Genomic DNA, 18,531 nt, shown 5'->3' on the forward strand with positions numbered 1-18,531 from the left:
AGGGAACCGCTCACCACAGGTGACGAAAGCACCCCCGATCCCGCCCCGCTACGCTCGGCCGTACCGGATCTCCAGCGGGAAGGCGGGGCGTACGCATGCTCGGGTACGACGCGGACGGGTTCGTGCGGGACGGGAAGGCCCATCGGCTGGTGGCCGGCGCGGTGCACTACTTCCGCGTCCACCCCGGCCTGTGGGAGGACCGGCTGCGCCGGGTGCGCGCCCTGGGGGTGAACACGGTGGACACCTACGTGCCGTGGAACTTCCACGAACTGCCCGGCGGCCGGGTCGACTTCACCGGCCCCCGGGACCTGGGCCGGTTCGTGCGCCTGGCCGGGGACCTGGGGCTGGACGTGGTCCTGCGCCCCGGCCCGTACATCTGCGCGGAGTGGGACTTCGGCGGCCTGCCCGCCCGGCTGCTGGCGGTGGACGGGCTGCGGCTGCGCTGCGCGGACCCGGCGTACCTGGCCGAGGTCGACGGCTGGTTCGACGCGGTGGTACCCGAGCTGCTGCCGCTGCTGGCGAGCCGGGGCGGCCCGGTGGTGGCGGTGCAGGTGGAGAACGAGTACGGCAGCTACGGCGACGACACCGCGTACCTGGAGCACCTGCGCGACGGGCTGGTGCGGCGCGGCGTGGACTGCCTGCTGTTCACCACCGACGGCGCCCACGACACCATGCAGCAGGGCGGCGGGCTGCCCGGGCTGCTGGCCACCGCGACCTTCGGCTCGCGCGCCCCCGAGCGCCTGGCGGTGCTGCGCCGCCACCAGGGCGAGGGGCCGCTGACCGCCATGGAGTTCTGGATCGGCTGGTTCGACCAGTGGGGGCTGCCCCACCACGTGCGCGACGCGAAGGAGACCGCCGCCTCGCTGGACGAGCTGCTCGCCACCGGCGCCTCCGTCAGCCTCTACATGGCGCACGGCGGCACCAACTTCGGCCTGTGGGCGGGCGCCAACCACTTCGGCGCGCACCCGCTGGACTCCGGCTACGAGCCGACCGTCACCAGCTACGACTACGACGCGCCGATCGGCGAGGCCGGCGAGCTGACCGCGAAGTTCCACGCCCTGCGCGAGGTCATCGGCCGCTACCTGCCGCTGCCGGACGGCGAGTTGCCCGCCGACCCGCCCCGGGTGGCGCCGCAGCGGTTGGAGCTCGCGGACGGGCGGGCCGCGCTGCTGGAGAACCTGGACGCGCTGTCGCAGCCGGTCGACCGGGCCGCGCCGCTGCCCATGGAGCAGCTCGGGCAGGACCGAGGCCTGATCCACTACCGCACCCGGGTGCCCGGCCCGCGCCCCGAACTGCCGCTGCGCATCGACGGGTTGGCCGACCGGGCGCAGGTGTTCGCGGACGGCCGCCCGCTCGGCGTACTGGAGCGCAACTCCCCCGGCGCGACCCTGGCGCTGGCCGCCGGGGAGGACGGCGTCACGCTGGACATCCTGGTCGAGGCGCTGGGCCGGGTGAACTACGGCCCGCAGATGGACGACCGCAAGGGCATCACCCGCGGTGTCTCGCACGGCGGCCAGCGGCTGTTCGGCTGGCGGATCCGGCCGCTGCCGCTCACCGACCTGTCCGCGCTGCGCTTCACCCTGGGCACCATGGGCACCGCGGCCCTGGACGGGGAGCCGGTGTTCCACCGCTTCACCGCCGAACTGCCCTCCCCCGCCGACGCGTTCGTCGCCCTGCCCGGCTGGGGCCGCGGACTGCTGTGGCTCAACGGCTTCCTGCTCGGCCGCTACTGCGCCGCCGGGCCCCAGCGCACCCTCTACGCCCCCGGTCCGCTGTGGCGGGCGGGCGGCAACGAGCTGGTCGTGCTGGAGCTCGAACGGCACGGCGGGGCGGTGGAGTTGCGCGACGCCCCGGACCTCGGGCCGACCACGGCGGCGCCGAGTTCCGAGTACTGACGCCGGGGGCCGCCGTACGGACGCCGGGCCCCGTGTACGGACGCTGCCCGGGCCGTACGGCGGGTCACCGCGCCCCGGTCAGTCCCACCAGAACGACCACTGGTGCATGCCCACCAGCCCTTCCGCGTACGCGGTGAGGCTGCCGGCGCCCTGGAAGACCAGGTCGGGGCAGAAAGCGGTGTGCTCGGCGGCCAGCGGGAGCGCCTCGGCGAGCGTGGCGGGCGGCACCGGGACGCTCAACTCCAGGGTGTCGAAGCCGGCTTCGACCACCTGCGCGCCGAAGCGGCGCTCCCAGTCGGCGAGCACGGCGGCGACCTTGGCGATGTCGTTCTCGTGGTTCACCGGGCCGCCCCACCCGCACGCGGCCAGGGCCTCGGCGCCGCTGCCGGCCCGGACCAGGCCGATCCGGACGTGCTTGACGGACTGCAGGACGTCGGCCAGGCCCCGCGCCTCGACGCCGGCCGCGCCCTCGGGGACGGTGGCGGCGGGTGCCCGGCCGGGCCAGGTGCGGCCGTAGGGGGCGAGGGTCTCGTCCTCGTCCTCCCCGTCCGCCTCCCCGTCCCCGTCGTCCCCGTCGTTCCCGTCCTCGTCGTTCCCGTCCTCGTCGTTCCCGTCCCCGTCCTCGTCCTCGTCCGCGCCGTTCATCGCCCACCAGGTGCGCAGCAGGGCGGCCGGGTCGTACAGGTCGACGGTGGAGGCCTCGTTGGGGTACAGCTCGCCGGACAGCCAGGGCCGGTAGTCCTCGTCCGCGTCGCTGTGCAGCGGGCTGAGCAGCAGCGGCCACAGTCCGCTCTGCGGGTGGGCGCGGTGCAGCCGCGCCCAGAGGCCGGCGGGGGTGGGGCCGTCGCTGACCCACAGCAGTGGCTGCTGCCCGTCGTCGTCCCCGCCGGCCAGGCGGCCGGGCGGGAGGGGGAAGGGCAGGTCGGCGAGGGCGGTGGCGAGGTCCGGGGGCTGCGTCATGGGGCCCACCGTAGGAGCCGGCACTGACACAGCCGGCCCTGGCAGCCGGCATGACAGGGGCCCCGACGAGGGATCCGGCCGGGCGCCGGTCAGGCCCAGGGCAGCTGCGAGCGCGTGCGCCAGTACGCCTGCGCCGGCTCGGCCATGGCGTCGAGGGCGGCGAGGTCCTGCGGGTCAGGGTGGACCCGGGCCGCCGTCAGGTTGGAGGCGAGCTGGTCGAGGGTGGCGGCGCCGGACAGGACGATGTCGGCCCAGGGCTGGGCGGCCGCGGCGGCCAGGGCGAGGGCGTCGGGGCCGGTGCCGGTGCGGGCGGCGAGGGCGCGCAGGGCGGCGGTGTCCGGGCCGGTGGCGTTGCGGCCGGCCAGGCGGCCGTTGGCCATGCCTTCCTTGACCACGACGAGCCAACCGGCGGCGTGGGCCTCGGCGAGGGCGGGGGCGGCGGAGGTCTCCAGCAGGTTCCAGGTGGCCTGGACGGCGGTGAACAGGGGCCGGCCGTCCACGGTGACGGCGAGGGCTTCGCGGATGGTGTCGCCCTGGGCGGGGCCGCTGGTGGACAGGCCCACCCGGACGCCCTCGGCGGCGAGGGCGGCGAGGCGTTCGTGCAGGGCGGGGTCGGTGAGGGCGGGGCTGCCGGGGACGACGGAGTGCACGAGGTAGACGTCCAGGTGCTCGCCGAGCAGGGCGCGGGTCTCGCGGATCTGCCGGTCGAACACCGCCGTCGAGTGCTCCTTGACCTCGTGCGCGCCGACCCCGGTGGTCTGCCAGTCCGCCGTGTAGGTGTAGCCCCACTTGCTGCCGACCGTCACCTCGGCGGCGGCCTCGGGGTGTTCGGTGAGCCACTGGGCGAGGAACTCCTCGGCGCGCCCGTAGGAGCGGGCGGTGTCGAGGTAGCGCACCCCGGCGGCGTAGGCGGCGTCCAGCAGGTCGTGGGTGCGTCGGCGCAGGGCGTCGACGGTGCGTTCGGCGGGCAGGTCCGTGTCGCGCCCGAGGGTGATGTAGCCGGGCCGGCCGACGGCGGCGGTGCCCAGTCCCAGCCGCGCGGGCTGCGGGCGGGCGGGCGCTGCGGTGGGGTCGGCGGGGTCGGTCGGCATGGTGCGGTCTCCTCGGGCGCGACGGTTCTCACCTGGGACTTTAACCGGGCGCCGTCAGTTCGCGGCGAGGGTGGCCCGGATCCAGGGGGCGTAGGCGGGCACGTCGCTGTACAGGCCGGGGCCGGCGGCGCACGGCACGCCGGGGGCGCCGGGGCCGGAGGTGGCGCCGACGAGTTCCCAGCGTCCGCCGCGTCCGCGCTGGACCTGCGGGCCGCCGGAGTCGCCGAAGCAGGCCATGGCCTGCGGGATCCGGCTGAGTGTGCACAGCCGGGTGGGGCCGGCCCAGCCGGGGGCGCAGTCGGCCTCGGCGCCGATCCGGGTGGGCAGTTCCTGGAGGCGGTCGGGGAAGACCATCTGCCGCAGGTCGGGGGTGTCGACGACGGTGCCGAAGCCGAGCAACCGGGTGGGGGTGCCGGCCGGGCCGCGGCGGTCGGCGATGCGGACGGGCTGCTGGGCGACCGGGCGGTCCAGCCGGATCAGGGCGAGGTCGTCGTGGTTGGGCCGGGTGCCGTCGCCGAAGCCGAAGTCGGGGTGGACCACGACCCGGTCGATGGCGCGGACGGTGCCGCCGGTGGTGCGGTGGGCGCTGCCGACGCGCACGGTGCCCTTGAGCTGGACGCCGCCCGTGACGCAGTGGGCGGCGGTCAGCACCCACTGCGGGTCGATCAGCGAGGCGCCGCAGGTGCCGTCGGCGAGTTGTTCGGCGCTCAGCGGGACGGTGGCCATGAAGGGGTAGCGCTCGGTGGCGTCGTGGCCGTTCACGATGGCCGAGGCGCTGCCGGTCATGACGGTGGCGCCGAGGGCGCCGGCCAGGGCGGTGACGGCGGCGGTGCGGGCGACGCGGCCGCGGGCCGGCCGTCCCGCGGTCGTACGGCCGGTGGTCTCGCCGGTGGTCGTGCTGCCGGTCGTGCGGGTGGCCTTGCTGCCGGACTCGCGGGTGGCCTTGCGGAACTTCACTGGTGACGGCCTTTCGGGTCGTTCGGTGCGGATACGACCAGTCAATCCGGGGGCGGCCCGCCGGGACATCCGGCCAGCGGGCCGCCCTGACCTGGGGGTATCCCCCGCACCCGGCGGCGGGCTACCAGGTGCCCCGCACGGTCTCCCCCGGCACGGTCTCCCCCGGCCGGACGGCGGGCATGGCCTGCCCCGGCCGCGACCCGGGTACGGCGGCGTGTCCGGGGACGGTGACGCGGTCGTTCCCGGGCAGGCCCGGGGACGAGGTCCGCACCGACTGGACCGGGGCGGCGATCGGCGCCCCGGCCGGACGGGCGGCCCGCACCGGCGCGGGGGCCGGGGCGACGGCCTGGTCCAGGCGCAGCACGAAGTTGACGTAGTCCATCGGCTTGCCCGGCCAGTGGCAGTCGTTGCTGGTGAGCAACTGGCTGCGGACGCCGTCGCGTTCGGTGAGCGGCCCGGGGGTGGTGCGCAGGTTCGGCTGCCAGCTGCGCCCCCACAGGTGGTGTTCCAGGGAGAGGGTCCAGCTCTCCTCGTCCATCTCCAGCGTCGCGCCGACCCGTCCGGGCAGCATCCGCAGGCCGTAGGCGCCGCGTACGACCGCCCGCTGGTCGAAGTCGGCGCTGCGGCCGACCACCGTGATCCGCCATGCGCCGTGAAATCTGAGCATGTCCGCCTCCTGACGCCGCGGCGCCCCCTCCGTCCGACGGCGCCCCGCCCACGTCTACGGCCCCGGACGGCCCGCGGGCTCAACGGGCCCCTGTGCGTCGCGCGCCACGTTCGGGGAGCCGGGGGGACGGCCGTCCCCTGCCGTCCCCGCCCGGGGCGGTGCGAGGATGCGGGGCATGTACCAGTACCTGACGGTCCGCTCGGACGAGCGCCACGGCGGGAGCGTGCGGGCCGGCGCGCTGGTGGCGTACCTGGACTCGGTGCCCGGCCTCCGGCGGACCGACGCCGCGTCCTACCGGGCCCGCGAGGACCGTCCCTGGCTGGATGTGACCCTCGCCGCGTGCGGCGGCACCGGCGGGTACGCCGTCTTCGCGGGCCGGGTGCCGGAGCGGGTCGACGTGGTGGAGCTGGTCTGGTCCTCGGCCGACGGTGCGCCGGCCCACGCCGCCGCGCGGGCCGTGGCGGCGGGGATCGCCGACCTGCTCGGCTGGGAGGTGGTCGACCCCGACAGCGACGAGGTCCTGTACGTGGGGTCGGCCGTCGCCGGAGCGGCGGAGGAGTCCGGCGGCCCGCTCCCCCGCTGACGTCGGCGGGGTGCGGCGCGGGAGGTCGGCGGGGTCGACTTCCCGCGCCGCACCCCGACCCCGCGCCGGCCGGCCAGCTCCCGCCCGGCGCCCGGTCAGCGCCGGACGGCGGCCAGGGAGCGCAGCTGGACGTGGACGGTGGCGGGTTCGGTGCCGGTGAGGGCGGCGACCTCGGCGGCGGACAGGTCGAGGACCAGGTGCAGCAGCAGGACGTCCTGCTGGGTGGCGGTGAGGTGGGCGACCGGCCCGAACGGCCGCGGGCCGGCCAGGGCGCGGACGCGCCGGCGTACCGCCTGCCAGGCGCAGGCGACCGGGCTGGCGGTGGCCAGGGCGTCGAGCCAGTGCCCGCCGAGTTCCTCGAAGGCGTCGCGGACGGCGAGCGGCGCGTCGGCGGCGGGCAGGAGCAGGGCGGCGTAGTCCAGGTAGTGGCGCAGGTGGAGGTCGTGCAGCGCCCACAGGCCCAGGGCGGGTCCGGGGGCGGCCGGTCGGCGTGGTGGTGTCGGCATGGTGGTGTCCCGGGGTGGCGCGGGTGGGTGCTGGTCCGCGGCCGGGGCGCGGGTGGCGCGCCCCGGCCGCGGACCCGGTCACACGGGCACCGGCGGGTTGCCGTCGGTGCCCTGGTAGCCGGGGCCCTCGTCCCGTTCGGCGGCCAGGCTGTTGCGCAGGGTCACCCAGAGCCGGAACAGGATGTCCGTCGAGGTGCCGGCGCTGGAGGACTGCATGGCCCGGGCGAACTCGCTCTGGAAGGTGCGCGAGTTGACCGGTACGGGGTTGCGGGTGTTGTTCGTCCGGTCCCAGGCCGCCGCCCACTGGGCGCGGCGGGCCTCTCTGACCCCGCAGACCTCCATGTAGGCGAGGAAGACGGGTTTGCGCAGCGGGGCCTCGCCCTTGAGGACCAGGGCGAGGGTGCTGGAGGGCAGGCGTCTGCCCCGGTCGCGGGCCCGGCGGTCCAGTTCCCGCAGGGACGGCCAGTCGGCCTTGCGGCGCATCTCGTGCATCGCCAGGCGCAAGTCGGCGAAGGAGTCGACCTGTTGGGGGTCGACCCGTCGGGGCGGGCGCAGCCGTCGGGCCCCCGAGGGGCTGGGGACGTGGTTCCAGTAGTTGGCCTGGACCCACTTGCGCCGGGCGGTCTTGAGGTCGCCGCCGCATTCGCGGGTGACGGCTTCGACGACCCTCCAGCTCGGTACGGAGCAGCCGGCGGCGGCGCGTTGCAGGGTGGTGGGGTGGTAGTTGGTCAGGATGGCGAGCTGACGGTAGGTCAGCCCGGCGTGGTCGCGCTGTTCGCGCAGCCACAGGGCGAGTCGTCCCAGCGCCGTGCCGGGCGCCTCGACCGGGTTCTCCTGGCGTCCCATCGCGGGCGGTCGCTCTTCCTAGGCCCGCCCCCGTCGGATCCTGAGGGCCAACAGGCAGCCGCCCGTGGCGAGTTCGAGTGCGGCTCCGGCCGACATGCCGGTCGCCACCAGGGCGGCGGCCAGGGCGACCGTCAGGACGACCACGACGACGACCACGGCCGTCTCGCCGACCGCGAGCGGCCCGGGCGTGAGGGGCCCGGCCGTCAGCGCGCCGGGCGTGAGCGGTCCGGGCACGGGACGCCCGGACGGGCGCGACCCGGTCGGGCGCGGCGGGACCGGGTCGGGGGCCGCGCAGTGGATGCGGGCGCGGGCACGCTTGTTTCGCTTCCTCGTCATCGAGGAACCTCCTATATCACTGTCCACTCCAACAGACGGGCAGTTGTGCGGTTGGCGTCGCACTGTGTGCCCGGTGGCATCACACTCTGTCAGGCGTATGGGTGAATCCCAATCGGTTCGGTGAACATCGTGCGGATTGATGCGCCGAAGTCCCGGTCTCCGCCCGCAATCTTGCAAAAGCCTTAGCAGGAAAGCCCAGTTCAGCGAAGGGAAACCGCCTTTTGATGCGGCTTTGTGCAGCACGCCCTTGTAAGCCGTCCTGGCTGGATGTGACGATTTGAAGCGGCGTCACCCGGACCCACGGGTCCGGAACCCGGGGGCGCTGTTCACTCCAACAATCTCGGGAACATCGGCAGCGGGCCGTGTTGGCGCATGGGCCCGTCCGAACAGCAGAGACCGCCCGGCCCCAGCGGCCCGAGCGGTCTCTCTGCGTTCGGCGGGCGTGCGAAATCCCGCAGGACCGGCCCGACCCCGGCGGCCGGGGCGGCCCCTGCACTCACTCCCACCCGGCCAGCAGCTCTTCGAAGCGGGCGGCGGCCGCCGCCGGGTCCGGCGTTTCGAGGACCAGGACCTGCTCGTTCGTGCCCATCTCGCCGGACCAGACGAAGTAGTCGCCGGACGGGCCCATCGCGATGCACGCCGGGGCGGTCCTGGCCCCGGGCTCCCAGCAGCGCGCACTGCTGCTCAGGTGCAGGGAGGCGTGGCTGGTGAACGGGTGCAGCCGTCGCAGCGTGGTGGCGTGGACGGCGGCGGTCAGCACGGAGAGATTGGGGGGCGGCCAGGTGTGGTCGTTGTCGACGCTCTCGTCGAAGCTCCGGGCGCCCTCGATCTGCCAGTCCCAGGACTGCTGTAGCTCGTTGTCCACCCGATCATCTTCCCTTGGCCGGGACGGTTCGGGAAGGCCCGCCGGCCCGGCCGCCGCTGGCCTGGACGGTGTGGCGGGCGGCGGGTCGTGCCCCGGAAGCGGTGCAGGATGGGGGCCGACCGCCCGTGCCGATCGGAAGAAGCTCTCGTGGTCGACCCCGCACTCAAGGCCGCTCTGCGCCGCCAACGTGCCCCCCACCCCAGACGGCAAAGCTCACCGCCACCCACCAACTCCACCTTGCCCCGCCCCGCGAGCACGACTCCCCACCCGAACCCGCCGAGAGCACCAACCCCCAACTCCCCCACCCCAGAAGGCAAGGGCACTCCACGGCGGCCTGGACCGCGCTGCGCAGGAAGTCGGCGGAGCCGACTTCCTGCGCAGCGCTCGGGGTTCAGGTGTGTTTCGCCGCGTGGGTGCGGCAGCGGGTGAGGGCGTACTTGATGCGGGTGTCGGGGCTGGGGGTGGTGGCGAGGAGTTCGCCGGCGGAGACGAGCGCGGTCCAGTAGGCGGCGGGGTCTCCGGTGCGGGGCATGGGCTGGGCGGCGACGAGGGAGAGGTAGGCGGCGGTGAGGTTGCCGGTGGTGAACCAGCGGTCCAGGCCGTGCCGGTGACCGGGCCGGATGCCGCCCATGGCGTCGACGGCGGTCAGGAACTGGGCGACGACCGCGAGTTCGGTGGGCGTGAGGTCCTTGGGCACGTCGAACACACCGAGCGCTTCGAGGAGTTCACCGGTGTCCGTCTCGGAGTTCGGGCGGGGATCGGCCAGCAACGCGTCATGGCAGTCGGCCAGACGACGGGCCGCATCGGCAAGCGGGACGCCCAGGGCCAGACAGACGGCGCGGGCGGACGGCAGCGGACGGCGACTGCGACGCGCGAGCAAGGCATAGGCGGCGGCAGGGGTGTGGCCCCGAGCCAGGGCATGCCGGGCGAGCGCGGTCAAGGAAGGCTGCTGCATGGGGAATCGATCTCTCAAGCGGCGGTGGGGTAGGAGGGTGCGACGAGGGCCCAGACGAACTTGCCGATCCCACCGGAACGGGGGCAGCAGCCCCAGCGCTCCGCCAGGGCATCGACCAGGAACATCCCGCGCCCACACTCGTCATCAGGAGCGGAGGACCGCACCGAGGGCCGCCCCGACCCGGCATCGTGCACCTCGATCCGCAACCGGTCACGGACCAGCGAGAAGCGCACCTCGATGAGCCGGTCGTCGGGAGCGTCACCGTGCCGGACGGCATTGGCGAAGAGTTCGCCGAGCAGCAGTTCGGCGGTGTCGCGGTACCGCTCCCCGGAGGGCAGTCCGGCGAGGTAGGCGCGCAGCAGCGTGCGGGCCAACGGCGTGCAGTCCGTACGGGAGTCCAGCCGGGCCGCGAACATACGGGGGCGGCAGCAGGTCTTGAGCATGGCAGTGAACCTCAAGGAAGGATTGTTTGCGAAGGGAGCGCGCCATGCCCGCCTGGTCCAATGTCATCCAGCGCCCAGGCCGTGTGACTTGGGGCACCACAAGAAGGACCCGCCTGCGGTTCGGGTGACGTTCTCCCGCCCGCCGCCGACACCCTCCAGGTGCCGTCGGTAGCAGCCCCTCGGGACTCCGCATCCAGACATGGACGCCTCCAAAGGGTTGCGCTGTGCTTTCGGAAAATCACCGGGCGTAGCCATAGTGACGCGATGCCCACTACGATTGCCAGCGTCTTACCCTTGACAGCAATGTCGTGTGAAGGAGCTGAAGGATCATGACTGAAGCCGGTGTTGACGCCCAGGCATCACCACAGGCTCGCTTCGGCCAGGAACTTCGCAGGTCACGACGCGCAAGGCGTTGGTCACAGACCGAGGCCGCCAGGCACCTGGGGTACTCGGGTGCGCACATCTCATATGTCGAGAACGGGAAGCGCTCCCCAACACGACCCTTGGCTGTTAAGGCCGATGAAGTGTTCGGATCAGGCCAACGCTTCTACGAGTTGTGGCGGCGATTCAGCCGGGCCGCGCTCCTCGAGGGATTCGCCGAGTTCGCTGACGCCGAGGCCCGGTGCCGACGGCTGCGAACAGTCGGCCTGATCATCGTTCCCGGCCTCTTGCAGACCCCCGCGTACGCAAGGGCGCTTGCACAAGCAGCTGTGAGACGGGGTGCGATCACCCAACACGAAGCCGATGAGCGCACCGACTATCTGGCCCTGCGCCAGGAGATCCTTAGGCAGAAGAACCCTCCGGCGCTTCACGTGGTGCTTGAGGAGGGAGTCTTGCTGCGCCCCGTCGGTGGCCCTCAGGTCATGGCCGAGCAGCTGCGGCACCTCGAAGACTTGTCCTGGCGTCCGAACATCACGATCCAGATCGCCCCGTTCACCATGGGAGAGAACCTCTCCTTTACACTGCCGGTGGTTCTGTTGACCCTCCCGGACCACACAGTCGTCGGGTACGCGGAATCGACAGCGCGAGGCCATCTTGAGCGGTCACGCGCAACGGTTGCGGGATGGGAAAGTGACTACGATCAGCTTCTGGTGGAGGCGCTGCCGAAGGCCGCATCCCAGGAGAAGATCCGCAAGGCCCGAAAGGAATTACGATCATGACCGACCGTACAGACCTGTCCAGCGCCTCCTGGATCAAGTCCTCGTACTCCAACAACGGCGGCGACTGCGTCGAGGTCACTGCCGACATCCCAGGCCTGACTCCCGTCCGCGACTCCAAGGACCCGCAGGGCCCCGCCCTGCTCTTCCCGGCCAAGGCCTGGCTGTCGTTCGTCACCGCCGTCCGCTCCGGCGAGTTCGGCGACGTCTGACGCACCGTACGCCCTGCCCGAGACCCCACCGCCCGCAGAGGGGCAGTGGGGTTCTCCTGCTGCTACTTTCGGGCTTTGAGGCACCGGATGGGTCCGGCCGCCGTCGTGCGGGCCGGTTCCGGCCGGCCTCGCAACCGGTGTGGAGGTCCCGACAGTGGAGGTGGCAGACCGTGCCCAGGCGTGACTACCAGGACGACCCGAACGCCCCCGAGGCGAACTCGCTCGTCCCGGCCGCGTCCGTCATCGTGGTCGACCGTGCGGGCCGCGTCCTGCTCCAGCGCCGTACCGACAACGGGATGTGGGCCCTGCCCGGCGGCAGGATGGACATCGGCGAATCCATCGCCGGATGCGGCATCCGCGAGACCCGCGAGGAGACCGGCATCGACATCGAGATCACCGGAATCGTCGGCACCTACACCGACCCCCGCCACGTCTTCGCCTACGACGACGGCGAAGTCCGCCAGGAATTCTCCGTCTGCCTCCTCGCACGACCCGTCGGCGGGACACTGCGGGCCTCCGACGAATCCCACGAAGTCGCCTGGTTCACCCCGACCGAATCGGACCACCTGCCCATGGTGCCCAGCATCCGCAAACGACTCACCGACTGGCGCTCCGGAACGATCCCCGCCGTACGCTGACACCGCATCAACGGAACCCTGCCCCGCCACCGCATGCCCCTGTTCGGCGTCCACCACACCGCGTGGGAAGTCGGCGGGACCGACTTCCCGCGCGCGGACTCAGGCCGTTTGCGCACCCGATGACGTTGCCGACCGCCCCGAGCGGGGCATGACGCTGCAAGGGAGGCTATCCATGGAATGGAAGGTGTTCGGGCGTCGGCAGGCGTACGGGAGCCCGTGGGTCGAGCTCTGGCTCGACGATGTCGAGATCCCCGGCACCGGCCGGATCGACCATCACGTCGTCCGCTACCCGCGCGCCTCGACCACCGCCGTCGTCACCGACGAGGCCGGCGACTTCCTCCTCCTCTACCGGCACCGGTTCATCACCGGCCGCTGGGGCTGGGAGGTACCGGCCGGATGGGCCGAGCCCGGCGAGGACCCGGCGGCGGCCATCGCCCGCGAGGTCGAGGAGGAGACCGGCTGGCGTCCCGGCCGGGTCGAGCCGTTGACCGAGTACGACGCCATGGCCGGCATCAGCGACGCCCACTTCCGCGCCTACCACGTCACCGGCTGCACCCGGACCGGCGAACCCGAGGACGTGTCCGAGGCGACCCGCGTGGAATGGGTACCGGAACCGAAGTAGTCCGGCGGCTGACCAACGGCGAGGTCGCGGACGGACCGTCGCACACCGCCCTGTCCTACTACCTCGGCCCGCACCGACTCACGCGACGCCCCTGACCGGAGGAACCGGCATCGCGATCGAGGCCGAACTCAAAGCAGTCGTCCGCGACCCCGAAGACGTCCGAAGTCGGTGGAGCCGACTTCCTGCGCGCGGACTCAGGCCGCTGCCCGCCCGCTGACGTTGCCGACCACCCCGAGGAGAATCAGAAGCGGGGCTTCCTCGAACACGATCCGGGAACACCGGCCACGCGGGCAGGTACGTACGACCACCTCCAGGTCGAGGCGATGTCCCGGGCAGTGAGCATCGAGTTCGTTCGAGACGTACGGAAGGACTTCGGCCATGGATGATCTGCCCAGCGCCACGTGGCGCAAGAGCTCCTACAGCAATGGGCAAGGCGGGTGTGTCGAGGTCGATGACTCGCGCCCCGGAACGGTGCGCGACTCCAAGGACCCTCAGGGCCCCGCGCTCGTCTTCCCGGCAGGCACATGGCAGTCGTTCGTGACGGCCGTCCGCTCCGGGGAGTTCGGCGACGTCTGACGCACCATGCTCACTGCCCGAGACCCCACTGCCCACAGACGGGCAGTGGGGGTCTCCTGCCACCTGTTTCGGGCATCGAGGCGGCGGATGGGCTCGGCCGTCGTCATGCGGGCCGTACCGATAGCGGGATGTGGGCCCTGCCCGGCGGCAGAATGGGCATCGGCGAATCACTCGCCGGTCAGGGTTCGAACACACCCGGTCCATCGCGATCACCACCGTCCGCCTCGCCAGGGCCCAGCTCGGCCAGGGCGATCCGGAGCCCGCAGTCGCCACGGCGATGTCCGTCCCGGCCGAGGTCTCCGCTCACCCCCGCATCAAGCGGATGCCGGCGGCCTTCAGTAGCAACCTGCATGAGCGGGCGCCCGGCAGCACATCGGACCGGACCTGGACCACGTACACCCACGACCTCTGGAGAGCCACCGCGTGACCGTCGAACTACGCCACCACACCGCCCTGGCCCCCGAAGCCCGCCGCGACCTGCTCGACGTGTACGCCGACGTGCGCGCCCCGCTCCTGCACCTGCCGAACTACCGCGCCGACGTGTTCGCCGAGCGCCTCGACCGGCACGCCGCCGAACCCGGCTTCGCACTCGTCCTCGGCTACGACGGCGACCTGCCCATCGGCTACGCCTACGGCAACACCGTCACGGCCGACGACCGGTACTGGAAGCGCATGACCGACCCGCTCCCCGACGGATTCACCGACACCCCGGTCCTGGTCATCAAGGAGATCGGCGTCCGCACCCCGTGGCGCGGGACCGGAGCCGCCCGCCGCATCCACGACGCGCTGCTGACCGGCCGCACCGAGGACCGCGTCTCGCTGATGGTGAACCCGCTCGCCGGGGACGGAAAGGTCCAGCACCTCTACGAGACCTGGGACTACCAGGCATTCAACGCCCAACAGCCCACACCCGACTCGCCCCGGCTGACCGCGATGATCCGCCCGACCCGCTGAACCGCGCTCCCCTCCGGGTTCTCCCCTCCACGGTGGCACCGCGCGGGCACCGGGCGGGGGGGACCTGCTCACCCCTCACGCGCGGCTCGCCCCCCAGCCGGGTCGGCCACATCATGCGCAGGAAGTCGGCGACACCGACTTCCTGCGCGTGAACCCCGGCCGTTGCCCGCCCGATGACGGTGCCGACCACCCGAGCAGGACCATGGTTGGCCACGAGGAGACTCAGAAACGGGCTGATCCGGGAACACTGGCCGCATGAGCAGGTACGTACCGAGCAACAGCGCCGGGAAGTCCCGGCCGACGCCGCTCCACTCGGTGTCCGTCGCGGGAGTGGTGGTGCGCGGGGACGGCCGGGCGCTGGCGATCCGCCGGGCCGACAACGGGACCTGGGAGCCGCCGGGCGGGGTGCTGGAGGTCGCGGAGTCCGTCGAGGACGGCGTGCGTCGCGAGGTCTACGAGGAGACCGGGGTCAAGGCCCGCGTGGAGCGGCTGACCGGCGTCTACAAGAACGTGAGCCGGGGGATCGTCGCCCTCGTCTTCCGCTGCCGGCCGGAGGGCGGGGCGGGGCGGCTCTCGGACGAGTCGGTCGAAGTCGCCTGGCTCACCCCCGCCGAGGTCTCCGAACACATGGCCGAGGTCTATGCCGTACGGGTCCTGGACGCGCTTCGGGACGAGACCGCACCGAGTATCAGGACCCATGACGGTCGACACCTGCTGTGACAAGGCGGAGCCCCCGGCAGCGGAGGGGCGGGCACCGTCATACCCGGGTACTACGGGGGGACTTGGCACCCCGGTACGACGGATTGCGCCCCGCCTCGCCCGTAGCGTCACCCCTGTCGACACCGAGCACGGAACGGACGAGGGGGAACAGCGATGGGCAGGCGAGGACGGGCCGTGGCGGCGGTGCTGCTGGCCGCGACGGCGGTGCTGGGCGCGGTCGGCGGGCCGGGGGCGGGGGCGGCGGTGGCGGCGCCGGGTGAGGGCGCCGGGCAGCGGGCCAGGGCCTGGCTGCCGCAGCCCACCGGGCCGTACCCGGTCGGTACGACGTCCCTTCAGCTCACGGACGACCGCCGGGACGACCCCTGGCAGCCCGGGCAGCACCGCAGGCTGATGATCAGCTTCTGGTACCCGACCACCCGGCCCGCCACCGGCGGCGACCGCGCGCCATACATGGTCCCCGCCGCCGGCGACCACTTCGGCAGTGCCGGGAGCGCCGGCCAGACCGACCACGGCTTCGAGCCCGGCCGCACCGACTGGGCGGGCGTCCGCACCCACGCCCGCGCCGACGCGCCCGCCCTCCCCGGCGGCAAACGGCCCGTCGTGCTGTACTCGGCGGGCTTCGGCGACCCCCGCACCTGGGGCACCGGCCTGGTGGAGGACCTCGCCTCGCGCGGCTACACCGTCGTCACCGTCGACCACACCTACGACGCCTCCGAGGTCGCCTTCCCCGACGGGGGCCTCGCCTCCTCCGTCCTTCCCGAGCAGTTCTCCCGGCCCGGCCTCGACGTCGGCGCCCTCCTGCGCAAGATCCTCCAGGCCCGGGTCGACGACACCCGCTTCGTCCTGGACCGGCTCGCCGGACTGGGCGACGACAGGCAGCTGCCGGCGGGCCTCGCCGCCTCCCTGGACCTCGACCGGATCGGCATGGTCGGCCACTCCGGGGGCGGCTCCACGGCCCTCCAGGCCATGCACGACGACCCGCGGATCGCCGCCGGGATCAACATGGACGGCCAGCTGCACTTCCCCGGCCCCGACGGCACCGGCGTCTTCCTGACCGGCGTCGCCCAGGACGGCCTGGACCGGCCGTTCCTGCTGATGGGCACCGGCAGCGAGGACTCCGGCAGCTACCACGGGCAGCCCGGCTGGGACGCCCTGTGGCAGCACAGTGCCGGCTGGCACGCCGACGTCACCCTCACCGGCTCCCGCCACGGCTCCTACACCGACGCCCAGTCCCTGCTGCCCCAGCTCGCCCGCCAGGGCGCGATCAGCGGGGAGAAGCTGACCGAGGACGTCGGCGGCGTCCGCCCGGACCGGGCGGTGCGGGCCACCCGCTCGTACGTCGCCTCGTTCTTCGACCGCTGGCTGCGCGGCCATGACGACCACCTCCTGGACGGGCCCTCGCCGCGCTTCCCCGAGATGGTCTACGAGCGGTAGGACCGCCGGAGCGGGCCCGGCCTCCCTGGTCCCCCGGACCGCCCTGCGCGGGAAGTCGGCCGGACCGACTTCCCGCGCACGAACCCGGCCGCAGTACCGCTCGTTCCCGAAGCCGCCGCCCGGAGCTCAGTCCTGGCTGCGGGCCAGCAGGGCGGCCGAGTCCGGGTCGCCGACGAAGGTCGCCACCGCTCCCTTGACCACGGTCAGCGCGGCCGGCAGGGCGGCCACCGCCGCCGCCTTGAGCGCGCCGAGCGACGCCAGGTCGAACCTGTCGGCCAGCAGCAGCCCGAGGAACGCCACGGCGTAGGTGGCGACGGTGCGCTCGACCAGGTCGATGATGAACTTCCGCATGGTCAGGACTCCTTCGGGGTGGGGGTGACGGGTGCACGGTCGCGGGCGCCCGGGTGCGGGGCGGCCGTCCGGGGTCGAAGGGCATGCGTGGTCGAAGGGCTTGCTTGGTCGAAGGGCTTGCGTGGTCGGGGAGTTGCCGTCCTGGTGTACACGTTCTCGGCGCCGGATCCGACGACGTTCCCCGCCTCGCTGACCGCGATGGCCGCGACGGCCGCCGGGCCCGGCGCGGGGGCGCACGGCCGACCGTCTACTCTTGCGCGGTGACCGAGGCATTGATGAACCGCTACCGAAGCGCCGTGCAACCGCTGTTGGAGCCGGGCGAGCACCTGCTGGACGTGGCGACGGCGGTCCCGGTGTCCGGGGCGCGCGGGAGCGGGGGCACGCCGGGGGCGCTGATCGGCGCCAGGCTGGCGCGGATCGGCTCCGTTTCGGGCGGGTCGGGCAGCATCGCGCAGGGCTTCGCGGCCACGGCGGGCAGGTCGGGGGCCGGACAGCTGGCCGTCACCGACCGCCGGGCCCTGTTCCTGCACTCGGTGGACGTCCGCAAGCCGGGCCGGATGATGTGGCACGCCCCCCGGCACCTGGTCCTGCGGGTCGAGCGGCGCCCGAGGCTGCAGGCGATGGCGAGGTTCCGGCTGCACTTCGCGGACGGCTCGGCGGTGGCACTGCTCACCATGCGGCGCCGCACCGTCGAGGCCCTGGCCGACCACCTCGGACGCTGAGCCCCGGCCCACCGGCCGACGCGTGCGGACGCGGGGGCACCGGGCGCGGGGGCGCCGGGTGCGGGGGCGCCGGGTACGGGCGGACGCGGCGAGGCCGTCGGCGGTGGCGCCCGCCTCCGGTCAGCCCCGGGGCTCCCGCAGGGCGGCGTCGCCGGCGGCGGGCTCCCAGGTGAGCGGGGAGTAGCCGGGCACCCACAGGCAGGCGCGGCCGTCGGCGGGGAGCCGGCGGCCGCGCGGTTCAGCCGCTCAGCTCTGGGGGCGACGGCCGTGGTTGGCTCTGTGCTTGGCCCGGGCCCTCTTCTTGCGGCGGCGCTTCGACGACATGGCCACTCCTCTCGCTACCGGACTCCCCCGGCCTTCCACCGTTCCACACCCGGCCCGCCCCGGCCCGTCGAGCGGGCCCGCGAGCGGCCGGGGGCCGGGGCCCGGCGCCGTACGCCCGGGCCCGGCGCCGTACGCCCGGGCCTCAGGCGCGGTCCGCCAGGGCGGCGCGCCAGGCGGGGCTGTCGACGTAGTGGTTGTCGAAGCGCTCGGACGAGGCGGCGATCGCCGCCGGCGGGGTCTCGCCGCGCATGACGCTGCCCAGCAGGCGCAGGTAGTCGAAGCGCTCCATGCCGGGGGTGAACACGAACAGGACGTCGGCCTCGGAGCCCGGCGCGGCGGCGAAGGCGTGCGGGGTGTGCGGGGGCACGGCCAGGAAGTCGCCCGCGCCCAGGACGGTGACCTCCTCGCCGACCAGCACCTCCAGCGAGCCGCTGATCACGAAGAACAGTTCCCAGGCCCGGGTGTGGAAGTGCGAGGGGGCTCCGGCGGCGCCCGCGGAGAAGGCGGAGCGGTAGACGGTGAAGCCGCCCGCCCCGGCGTCCGTCTCGGCGAGCAGGGTCATGGTGGCGCTCGGGTCGGCGCAGGTCTCGGCCTCGGCGCGGCGGGCCAGCACGGGGACGGGGGCCAGGACGGGGGCGGTGGCGGTGGACTCGGTGTTCTTCGTCGTCGTCATGTGACCAGGCTATGGGCGGAAAGACCCATGGGACTGAGCCAATC

At 73.6% G+C, this 18,531-nt stretch carries 23 protein-coding genes; 11 read left to right on the plus strand and 12 right to left on the minus strand.

Annotation, left to right across the window (positions count from 1 at the left end):
* The first annotated feature begins 95 nt into the window (after window positions 1-95).
* Entirely contained in the window at window positions 96-1,895 is a 1,800-nt protein-coding gene (locus tag ACFQ6N_RS07185) for a beta-galactosidase family protein (RefSeq protein ID WP_380647475.1), read from the plus strand.
* 78 nt (window positions 1,896-1,973) lie between these two features.
* Here ACFQ6N_RS07185 and ACFQ6N_RS07190 read toward each other — a convergent pair whose 3' ends face one another.
* The 4 genes from ACFQ6N_RS07190 to ACFQ6N_RS07205 all read right to left on the minus strand — a co-directional run bounded on the left by ACFQ6N_RS07190 (window position 1,974) and on the right by ACFQ6N_RS07205 (window position 5,570).
* The gene (locus ACFQ6N_RS07190; protein WP_380647476.1) at window positions 1,974-2,855 is read right to left on the minus strand and encodes a DUF4253 domain-containing protein; all 882 of its coding nucleotides are present in this window, start codon (window positions 2,853-2,855) and stop codon (window positions 1,974-1,976) included.
* An 89-nt stretch (window positions 2,856-2,944) separates the two neighbouring features.
* Window positions 2,945-3,946, minus strand: a complete 1,002-nt coding sequence (locus ACFQ6N_RS07195; protein WP_380647477.1) for an aldo/keto reductase — start codon at window positions 3,944-3,946, stop codon at window positions 2,945-2,947.
* 54 nt (window positions 3,947-4,000) lie between these two features.
* The gene (locus ACFQ6N_RS07200; RefSeq protein ID WP_380647563.1) at window positions 4,001-4,759 is read right to left on the minus strand and encodes a S1 family peptidase; all 759 of its coding nucleotides are present in this window, start codon (window positions 4,757-4,759) and stop codon (window positions 4,001-4,003) included.
* Window positions 4,760-5,024: 265 nt separating this feature from the next.
* Window positions 5,025-5,570, minus strand: coding sequence for a hypothetical protein (locus ACFQ6N_RS07205; protein ID WP_380647478.1), 546 nt, complete (start codon window positions 5,568-5,570; stop codon window positions 5,025-5,027).
* Window positions 5,571-5,745: 175 nt separating this feature from the next.
* Here ACFQ6N_RS07205 and ACFQ6N_RS07210 point away from each other — a divergent pair, with 175 nt between their 5' ends.
* Window positions 5,746-6,153: a hypothetical protein gene (locus ACFQ6N_RS07210; RefSeq protein ID WP_380647479.1), complete on the plus strand. Its 408-nt coding sequence runs from the start codon at window positions 5,746-5,748 to the stop codon at window positions 6,151-6,153.
* 95 nt (window positions 6,154-6,248) lie between these two features.
* Here the strand turns inward: ACFQ6N_RS07210 and ACFQ6N_RS07215 are convergent, their stop codons facing one another.
* The 6 genes from ACFQ6N_RS07215 to ACFQ6N_RS07240 form a co-directional block, all read right to left on the minus strand.
* Entirely contained in the window at window positions 6,249-6,659 is a 411-nt protein-coding gene (locus ACFQ6N_RS07215; RefSeq protein ID WP_380647480.1) for a sigma factor-like helix-turn-helix DNA-binding protein, read from the minus strand.
* A 78-nt stretch (window positions 6,660-6,737) separates the two neighbouring features.
* Entirely contained in the window at window positions 6,738-7,505 is a 768-nt protein-coding gene (locus ACFQ6N_RS07220) for a helix-turn-helix domain-containing protein (protein WP_380647481.1), read from the minus strand.
* A gap of 18 nt (window positions 7,506-7,523) precedes the next feature.
* The gene (locus ACFQ6N_RS07225; protein WP_380647482.1) at window positions 7,524-7,841 is read right to left on the minus strand and encodes a hypothetical protein; all 318 of its coding nucleotides are present in this window, start codon (window positions 7,839-7,841) and stop codon (window positions 7,524-7,526) included.
* A gap of 496 nt (window positions 7,842-8,337) precedes the next feature.
* Entirely contained in the window at window positions 8,338-8,706 is a 369-nt protein-coding gene (locus ACFQ6N_RS07230) for a DUF6193 family natural product biosynthesis protein (protein WP_380647483.1), read from the minus strand.
* Window positions 8,707-9,097: 391 nt separating this feature from the next.
* Window positions 9,098-9,661, minus strand: a complete 564-nt coding sequence (locus ACFQ6N_RS07235) for a hypothetical protein (RefSeq protein WP_380647484.1) — start codon at window positions 9,659-9,661, stop codon at window positions 9,098-9,100.
* A gap of 14 nt (window positions 9,662-9,675) precedes the next feature.
* Window positions 9,676-10,119 (minus strand): ATP-binding protein, encoded by a 444-nt coding sequence (locus tag ACFQ6N_RS07240; RefSeq protein WP_380647485.1) that lies wholly within the window; start codon window positions 10,117-10,119, stop codon window positions 9,676-9,678.
* Between the two features lie 314 nt (window positions 10,120-10,433).
* Between ACFQ6N_RS07240 and ACFQ6N_RS07245 the strand changes: the two genes are divergently transcribed.
* The 8 genes from ACFQ6N_RS07245 (at window position 10,434) to ACFQ6N_RS07280 (ending at window position 16,417) form a co-directional block, all read left to right on the plus strand.
* Entirely contained in the window at window positions 10,434-11,264 is an 831-nt protein-coding gene (locus ACFQ6N_RS07245) for a Scr1 family TA system antitoxin-like transcriptional regulator (protein ID WP_380647486.1), read from the plus strand.
* Complete coding sequence (locus ACFQ6N_RS07250) at window positions 11,261-11,473, plus strand: DUF397 domain-containing protein (protein ID WP_380647487.1); 213 nt, start codon at window positions 11,261-11,263, stop codon at window positions 11,471-11,473. Before ACFQ6N_RS07245 ends, ACFQ6N_RS07250 begins: the two co-directional genes overlap by 4 nt.
* 170 nt (window positions 11,474-11,643) lie before the next feature.
* Entirely contained in the window at window positions 11,644-12,111 is a 468-nt protein-coding gene (locus tag ACFQ6N_RS07255; protein WP_380647488.1) for an NUDIX hydrolase, read from the plus strand.
* Window positions 12,112-12,283: 172 nt separating this feature from the next.
* On the plus strand, window positions 12,284-12,733 hold the full coding sequence (locus ACFQ6N_RS07260; RefSeq protein ID WP_380647489.1) for an NUDIX hydrolase: 450 nt from the start codon (window positions 12,284-12,286) through the stop codon (window positions 12,731-12,733).
* Between the two features lie 378 nt (window positions 12,734-13,111).
* The gene (locus ACFQ6N_RS07265; RefSeq protein ID WP_380647490.1) at window positions 13,112-13,309 is read left to right on the plus strand and encodes a DUF397 domain-containing protein; all 198 of its coding nucleotides are present in this window, start codon (window positions 13,112-13,114) and stop codon (window positions 13,307-13,309) included.
* A 423-nt stretch (window positions 13,310-13,732) separates the two neighbouring features.
* Window positions 13,733-14,263, plus strand: a complete 531-nt coding sequence (locus ACFQ6N_RS07270) for a GNAT family N-acetyltransferase (protein WP_380647491.1) — start codon at window positions 13,733-13,735, stop codon at window positions 14,261-14,263.
* A 255-nt stretch (window positions 14,264-14,518) separates the two neighbouring features.
* Entirely contained in the window at window positions 14,519-14,983 is a 465-nt protein-coding gene (locus tag ACFQ6N_RS07275) for an NUDIX hydrolase (protein WP_380647492.1), read from the plus strand.
* Between the two features lie 153 nt (window positions 14,984-15,136).
* Window positions 15,137-16,417 (plus strand): alpha/beta hydrolase family protein, encoded by a 1,281-nt coding sequence (locus ACFQ6N_RS07280; protein ID WP_380647493.1) that lies wholly within the window; start codon window positions 15,137-15,139, stop codon window positions 16,415-16,417.
* 126 nt (window positions 16,418-16,543) lie between these two features.
* On the opposite strand, the gene ACFQ6N_RS07285 is transcribed toward ACFQ6N_RS07280, so the two are convergent.
* Window positions 16,544-16,768: a holin gene (locus tag ACFQ6N_RS07285; RefSeq protein ID WP_380647494.1), complete on the minus strand. Its 225-nt coding sequence runs from the start codon at window positions 16,766-16,768 to the stop codon at window positions 16,544-16,546.
* A gap of 260 nt (window positions 16,769-17,028) precedes the next feature.
* Here ACFQ6N_RS07285 and ACFQ6N_RS07290 point away from each other — a divergent pair, with 260 nt between their 5' ends.
* A complete protein-coding gene (locus ACFQ6N_RS07290) occupies window positions 17,029-17,490 on the plus strand; it encodes a hypothetical protein (RefSeq protein ID WP_380647495.1) in 462 nt (153 codons plus the stop codon).
* A gap of 466 nt (window positions 17,491-17,956) precedes the next feature.
* Here the strand turns inward: ACFQ6N_RS07290 and ACFQ6N_RS07295 are convergent, their stop codons facing one another.
* Complete coding sequence (locus ACFQ6N_RS07295) at window positions 17,957-18,487, minus strand: cupin domain-containing protein (RefSeq protein ID WP_380647496.1); 531 nt, start codon at window positions 18,485-18,487, stop codon at window positions 17,957-17,959.
* Between the last annotated feature and the right edge of the window lie 44 nt (window positions 18,488-18,531).

This window comes from Kitasatospora sp. NPDC056446 (assembly GCF_042796115.1).
Taxonomy (GTDB): Bacteria; Actinomycetota; Actinomycetes; order Streptomycetales; family Streptomycetaceae; genus Kitasatospora.